Annotated in this window: 5 protein-coding genes; 3 read left to right on the top strand and 2 right to left on the bottom strand. The window is 40.1% G+C overall.

Annotated features, from left to right (window positions below; genetic code table 11):
• Both ahpF and HUN22_RS15125 read left to right on the top strand, forming a co-directional pair.
• On the top strand, positions 1–1,109 hold a 1,109-nt coding region (ahpF, locus tag HUN22_RS15130; protein ID WP_174730988.1), incomplete at its 5' end, for an alkyl hydroperoxide reductase subunit F.
• A gap of 171 nt (positions 1,110–1,280) precedes the next feature.
• Entirely contained in the window at positions 1,281–1,625 is a 345-nt protein-coding gene (locus HUN22_RS15125) for a hypothetical protein (protein WP_174730986.1), read from the top strand.
• 60 nt (positions 1,626–1,685) lie between these two features.
• Here the strand turns inward: HUN22_RS15125 and HUN22_RS15120 are convergent, their stop codons facing one another.
• Together HUN22_RS15120 and HUN22_RS15115 are read right to left on the bottom strand one after the other, a co-directional pair.
• Positions 1,686–2,297: a glutathione binding-like protein gene (locus HUN22_RS15120; RefSeq protein WP_003652661.1), complete on the bottom strand. Its 612-nt coding sequence runs from the start codon at positions 2,295–2,297 to the stop codon at positions 1,686–1,688.
• A gap of 207 nt (positions 2,298–2,504) precedes the next feature.
• On the bottom strand, positions 2,505–4,943 hold the full coding sequence (locus HUN22_RS15115; protein WP_174730983.1) for an ExeM/NucH family extracellular endonuclease: 2,439 nt from the start codon (positions 4,941–4,943) through the stop codon (positions 2,505–2,507).
• Positions 4,944–5,088: 145 nt separating this feature from the next.
• Between HUN22_RS15115 and trmB the strand changes: the two genes are divergently transcribed.
• Complete coding sequence (gene trmB, locus HUN22_RS15110; RefSeq protein WP_002121537.1) at positions 5,089–5,805, top strand: tRNA (guanosine(46)-N7)-methyltransferase TrmB; 717 nt, start codon at positions 5,089–5,091, stop codon at positions 5,803–5,805.
• The last annotated feature ends 44 nt before the right edge of the window (positions 5,806–5,849 follow it).

The following is a 5,849-nucleotide window of genomic DNA, read 5'->3' as shown; positions in this document are numbered from 1 at the left end:
TTGATGGTTCATTCTTCCAAGACGAAGTGGAACAACGCAAAATCATGGCTGTACCGATGGTATTCCAAGATAACGAGCACATTGGTCAAGGCCGTATGACCCTTGAAGAGATTGTGGCGAAACTTGATACCAACTCTGCTGAAAAAGATGCAGCAGCACTCAATGCTAAAGATGCATTTGATGTATTGGTAATTGGTGGTGGCCCTGCGGGTGCAACAGCTGCGATCTATGCAGCACGTAAAGGTATTAACACCGGTATCGTGGCTGAACGCTTTGGTGGTCAGGTCATGGATACCATGGACATTGAAAACTTCACCTCTGTGCAAAAAACACAAGGTCCTAAGTTTGCTGCCGAAATGGAAGCCCATGTTCGTGAATATGATGTCGATATCATGAACCTGCAACGCGTCAGCAAAATCACGGGTGCAAACCAGACTGCAAATGGCTTGGTTGAAGTTGAACTTGAAAACGGTGCAAAACTTGAATCAAAAACCGTGATCCTTTCAACAGGTGCACGTTGGAGAGAAATGAATGTACCGGGTGAACAAGAATACCGTACTCGTGGTGTCGCGTACTGCCCACACTGTGATGGTCCATTGTTCAAAGGCAAACGTGTTGCGGTAATTGGTGGTGGTAACTCGGGTGTTGAAGCTGCGATTGACCTTGCTGGGATTGTTGAGCATGTGACTCTGGTTGAATTCGATACCAAACTTCGTGCTGACCAAGTCTTGCAAAACAAATTGCATAGTTTGCCAAACACCACTGTGATTATGAATGCTTTAAGTACAGAAGTGTTGGGTGACGGATCACAAGTGACTGGTCTTAAATATAAAGACCGTGCCACTGACGAAGAGCATGTGGTCGAGCTTGCAGGGATCTTTGTACAGATTGGTTTATTGCCAAACACTGATTTCTTGAAAGACAGTGAAGTTGAGTTAACCAACCGTGGTGAGATCATTGTCAATGACCGCAACGAAACCAATGTGCAAGGTGTATTTGCTGCGGGTGACTGTACCACTGTACCTTACAAGCAAATCATCATTGCCACAGGTGAAGGGGCTAAAGCATCACTCTCTGCGTTTGATTACATCATCCGTTCTGGGCAATAAAATCGAGCAAATCACTATTATTTAGTTCAAGCCTAGCATTACAAAATGCTAGGCTTTTTTAATAATAGAGTTACAACTTCTTAACAATTTTCGATCTTTATTAATCATTTACTTTATGTTTATATTTTATACATCCATATTTGGATGCCATGAATTAGAAGGAAAAACACAATGAATAAATTACTTGTTGCTTTAGGTCTTGCTGCGACTGTTGCCCTTGTTGGTTGTAATAAAGATAAAGCTCCAGAAACTGGTGCAACTACAGGTGAACATTTAGAAAATGCTGCTCAACAAGCAACAGCAGATATCAAATCTGCTGGTGACAAAGCGGCAGAGGATATTGCAACTGCGACTGATAATGCTGCTGAGAAGATTGATGCTGCAACCGACCATGCTGCTGACGCAACCGCTGAAGCTGCTGCAAAAACTGAAGCGACTGCGCGTAAAGCAACTGCTGATACAGCTCAAGCTGTTGAAAATGCAGCTGCTGATGTGAAAAAAGATGCTCAACACTAATTGTGTTTAACATTAAAAAAGCCCCTATTGATTAGGGGCTTTTTTATACTTTAAAATCTTTTAGGAAATTAAGCCTTCATCACGCATCGCAATTTGTACAGATTGACGCTCTGCAACTTTATTACGCAATGCAATAATGTGCTTATATGGTGTTAAATCATGCTCAATCGAGTTTGACCAATTTGTTAAAACAAATAGATAAGCATCTGCTGGACCAAAATTATCATTTACCAAATAATCATAATCAGATTCAGCCAAATAATTATCGATATATTTTAAAAGGCGATCAATTTCAGCATAAGCTTTAGTTTTTTCATCAGTTGTTAACGGTGCTCCAAAGAATACTGCATAGGCATCATGTAACTCAGAGTTCAAATACCCCAACCACTCTAATACTTTTGCACGCCCCATCCCTGATGGCGGGATTAAATCCTGCTTAGGATCATGCTGAGCGAGGAAAGGTAAAATCGCAACGTTCTCAGTTAACATTAAACCCGGGTTAATCTCTAAAGCGGGTACATATCCTTTTGGATTAATCTCGTAATAGTCGGCGCCTTTTTCTGTTTTATGCGTTTTTAAATTTACCCGTTCTAAGTCAAAATCAACATTAATTTCATTTAAAATAATATGTGCAGCTAAAGAACATGCGCCTGGCGAATAATATAATTTCATATTTGATCCTTGTTATCTCATATTAACGTTTTAAATTGCTTCTAGAAAACCTGCAAGGTTTGCCCAATTCTTTAATTGTAAAAAAGCGTAAACTTATAAAATACTTACACAATCTAATATTCTTGAAAAAGTCATTCCTTGCAAGTTGTCTTGCGTGACGATTGTTTAAAATATGATAAAACACATTTGCGTCACGCAATTTTTCCGTTAATTACGCTTAAAAAGCTGGCTAAGCCAGTTTATTAATTCAGATAAGAAATCAAAAATACCGTTTTTCTTATCATCATCAGGATGGTTCGAATCTTTACCATTTAAATCCAGATCGACAATTACAGGGTCGTGGTCTGAAGAACGATAAGCATCTTCACCATAGAACAAAGCTTTTTGCTCATCAGTTTTATATTCTTCATTGTAGTCTAAAGCCGTTGGCTCATCTGCATTGATATGCCAAGCAAAAGTTCTGACTACTTTTGGATATAAAGCTGCATCAGCAATTGCATGGTCTAAGTTACCAGCTCCACCATTACCGTTGGCATCACTCGCAACCCCAAAAACATAGCTATATGCTTGAGCACCTTGTCCTACCTTAGCGTCATTAAGCAAAACCTTATAGTTCGCTTTTTCAAATGACAAAATTGGTTCTTCTTTTGCGTAGCTATTCATATCCCCTACAAGTAAAGCATTTTGCTTAGGCACTTGGGTCGGATTTTTCGCTAACCACTGCACAATTTGATCTACTGCTTTCACACGAGTCGGGTTCCAGCAGCCTTGACCATCGTTTTGGTCTGCATCAGTAGAGCTAGCATCTACCCCACTACAGCTTTTCGATTTCAAGTGGTTTGGAATGACAGTAAATGTTTTATTACCACGAACTGCTTGGAAACTTTGCGCCAATGTTGTTCGGTTTTTATCACCCAAATCAAGCACAACAGGTTTATTTAAAGGTTTAACACGCTTGCTGTTATAGATAATAGCAACTGCGATCGCATCACCACCTAAACGATCTAGATTTTCAGGAACGACGTATTTCCAATCGCTACCTAAAGCCTTGGTTAAATGAGCTATTGCACTGTTAGGCCCATAACCATTGTTCGCAATTTCCATTAAACCGTAAACATCGGCATCAATCGCTTTTAATGCACTCACAATTTTACGATGCTGTTTATCAAACTCAGCTTGTGTTGTCGCACCACGCTCTGTTGGGAAACCAGTTGCGCCGTTGTCATAATTCAAAACGTTAAATGAAGCTACACGAATGTGATTAGCATTTTTAGTAAGGACACTTTGACGCGGGTTTGTTTGAGTAATAACTTCAGGCTGATTACGTCCAAGCACAGGTTGTACACGCCAACCATTAAAACGATATTCTAAAATACCTTCAGCATTTTTAAGTTGATAACCCGAACGTAGCGTATTAGCAGCACTAAAATTGCTCGGTAACCACGGCGTACGGTTTTGATTGTTATAACCATCATCAAAAATAATTTTCGATAATAAATTTTTCTGAGCTAGAGCTTTAGCTTCAGGAGATAACGCTGGATATAAGTTGGTTGGAATATATAAACGACCTAAGCTTAGAGATAGTTCACCATAACGACCGTAATTGTAGTTCTCGCTCACCGTTAAAGTCTGAGGTAATTTGACCAACATACCTTGATAACGTTGGGGAGAATTAATTGAACCACCCGTTAAGCTAGCAAATGGAAGTTCAAGGCTAATCGGCTGAACCTGATTTGCCATATTGCTATTACAGGTTTGAATATCTTGTTGTAATTGATCTAATTGCAACTGGTTTTGGTAGGTCGTTAAACGTCCACGTAAAATAACTTCATCACCAACTTGTCCGCCTTTTACCGCGCTACTATTCGGAATATAAACAAAAATGGCATTGCTGACATTTGCACGTGCTTTGGTGTCTGGGGTCTGAACATAAAACCCAGAGAAACCATTGGCATAACGATAGTCAGCAGTAATCACCCCACGCACGGTATAGGTCTGGTTTTGTGCTGCAGTTGATAAATCAGCAATTGGGGTATCAGAGCTTGAACAACTTACCGTTTCAACAGGAGGCTGTGTTGTTGAGCCAGATAAATTTGAAAAGTCATTTCGGTTTGTCCATGCCGACCATGAACGGTCCAAATCAAATGCTGCGGTTGCATCAATACTTAAAGCTGGGTTCTCAGTTTCAATACGCTTAAAACTATTTCCCAAGCTTGAAACGGCTGTTCCCCATCCTGCTTCCGGTCGCTCACCAATACGCCCAAAACGGTCTACAGGTGTGCCTTTGTACACAAGCACAACGGCATCATCACCATTAAAAGATAATGCAGCGACCTGATTTACTTTACTACCAAGTTCAGCCTGTAACTCAGAACGACCTACCAAAAACTTCTGCTTACTGGTTAATGACCCTTGTAAACGGAAAGCCGCTGTTTTTGCGGTTCCACCATTATTAAATTGTTGAATTTCATAGTCGGCTAAATTAACAGTAGTCCCATCTGGATTATAAATTTCCAAACCTTTGCGGTTACTACTACCATCAACATATTGGCTGAACATGAGTTGTGCTTGTGCCCAAGGACTATATGTAAAAGCACCAAGTGCCCCTAATAGCACAGAAAGTGTGCGTAATTGAAAAGTTTTCATAAGGAAATATGTTCATTTGAAATTTATATAGATTCTTAGATTAAATATTGAACATGACATCTACATGAAGAAAAACACCGAAATATTTGACTTGACCACATGAAGACTTAAAATACCGCATTTGAATTTCAATATTGCCAAGGTTATGTCGATCGATCAGTTAGAAACGCAAATTGCAGACTTAGACAATTTGCCTGAACACCGTGAAATTGTGACGTTTATGCGTCGCTCAGCACCACTTAATACGTCTCAACGCACGGCATTAGAACAACATCGCGATTTAATTTTGGAATATCCTGTTGGTGACTTACGCCAACACTTTGAACATCCAGAGCGCCCTTTAACTGTTGAAATCGGTTTTGGTATGGGTCGTTCATTAGTGCTTATGGCAAAAGCCAACCCTGAACGCAACTATGTGGGTATTGAAGTTCACGTACCTGGTATTGCTCAGTGTCTTTATGAAGCAGGTATGGCGGAACTTAAAAACTTACGTGTACTTGATGCAGACGCGATTCAGGTTTTACGTGAAATGCCAGACAACAGCATTAACTGCGTACAACTTTATTTCCCTGACCCTTGGCAAAAGAAACGTCATTTCAAACGCCGTTTTGTTATTCATGAGCGTATGCAATTGGTTGAACAAAAACTTGAGCTCGGCGGTACATTCCACGCTGCAACAGACTGGGAACCGTATGCAGAATGGATGCTTGATATTTTAGACAATCGTCCAGATCTTGAAAACTTGGCAGGTAAAGGCAACAGTTACCCTCGTCCAGAATGGCGTCCAGTGACTAAGTTTGAACGCCGTGGCATTGAGTCTGGTCACAAAATTAATGACTTTATCTTTAAAAAGATTAAGTAAAATTTGATTGCTAGATAGCGAAAAAATGAGAGAATTAAATATTA

This window comes from Acinetobacter lactucae (assembly GCF_013344765.1).
Lineage (GTDB): Bacteria > Pseudomonadota > Gammaproteobacteria > Pseudomonadales > Moraxellaceae > Acinetobacter > Acinetobacter lactucae_A.
Note: the sequence above shows the minus strand (reverse complement) of the source record. Positions and strands in the feature narration are given on the sequence as shown.